At 70.9% G+C, this 1,258-nt stretch carries 1 protein-coding gene; it reads left to right on the forward strand.

Annotated features, from left to right (window positions below):
• Positions 1-29: 29 nt before the first annotated feature.
• Positions 30-1,258 (forward strand): condensation domain-containing protein (locus V5E28_RS48990; RefSeq protein WP_336217189.1); only part of this gene is annotated, 1,229 nt, incomplete at its 3' end.

A 1,258-nucleotide genomic window follows, 5' to 3' on the forward strand; every position in this document is an offset into this window, starting at 1 on the left:
AGGTCGACGCGCGGCCCAAGCTGCGCACGATGCCGCGTCCTGAACGACTCCCGCTGTCCTACGTCCAGCGCCGCATGTGGTTCGTCAACCAGACCAGCGACCAGGGGCAGGCCCATCACGTGCGCACCTGCCTGCGCCTCACCGGGCCGCTGGATCGCGGGGCGCTCGAAGCCGCCGTCGGCGACCTGGTCGACAGGCACGAGGTCCTGCGGACCCTGCTGCCCGAGCACGAGGGCCAGCCATACCAGCTGGTCCTCACCGGGGAGCAGGCGCGCCCCACGATCAGGTCCGTCACCGCGGCGCCGGGCGAGTTGCGCGAGGTGCTCGAGGAGGTCGCCCGTGCGCCGTTCGACCTCGTCACCGATCTGCCGCTGCGGGTCTTCCTGGCCGAGGTGGGCGTCGACGAGCACGTCCTGCTCCTGGTGGCGCATCACATCGCGTGCGACGGGTGGTCGATGGCGCCACTCGCGCGCGACCTGGCCACCGCCTACGAGGCGCGGCTCAGGAAGGACCTTCCGGGATGGGAACCGCTGGAGGTGCAGTACGCGGACTACACCCTGTGGATGCGGCAGCTGCTCGGGGACGAGGCCGATCAGGACAGCGTGATCGCGGGGCAGGTGGCGTACTGGCGGGAGACGCTGAGGGGCCTGCCCGACCAGCTCGAACTTCCGACGGACCGGCCGCGCCCACCGGTGGCCAGCCATCGCGGCGACACGATCCTGGTGAACGCCGACGCTGACCTGCACCGCGACCTGCTGGCGCTGGCTCAGCACCACCGCGCCAGCCTGTTCATGGTGGTCCAGGCCGCACTGGCCGCTCTGCTGAACCGGCTCGGCGCGGGGACCGACATCCCGGTCGGCACACCCGTCGCCGGCCGTACCGACGCGGCGCTCGACGACCTGGTCGGCTGCTTCATCAACCTCCTGGTCCTCCGCGCGGACGTGTCAGGCGAGCCCACCTTCGCCGAACTGCTCGATCGGGTTCGGCAGGCCGACCTGGCCGCCTTCAGCAACCAGGACCTGCCCTTCGAACGCCTCGTCGAGACGCTCAACCCGGCGCGGTCCCTCGCCCGGCATCCCCTGTTCCAGGTCCTGCTCGTCCACCAGAACAACACGAAGGCCGAGCTGGAGTTCGCCGGGCTCAGCGCGCGGACGGAGCCGGTCAGCGACCCCGTCGCCGAGTTCGACCTGACCCTGGACGTCCTCGAGAACCACGCCGCGGACGGCCGTCCCGACGGCATTCACTTCTGCTTCGAGTA

Origin of the sequence: Nonomuraea sp. LPB2021202275-12-8 (genome assembly GCF_037044575.1) — a bacterium.
GTDB lineage: Bacteria > Actinomycetota > Actinomycetes > Streptosporangiales > Streptosporangiaceae > Nonomuraea.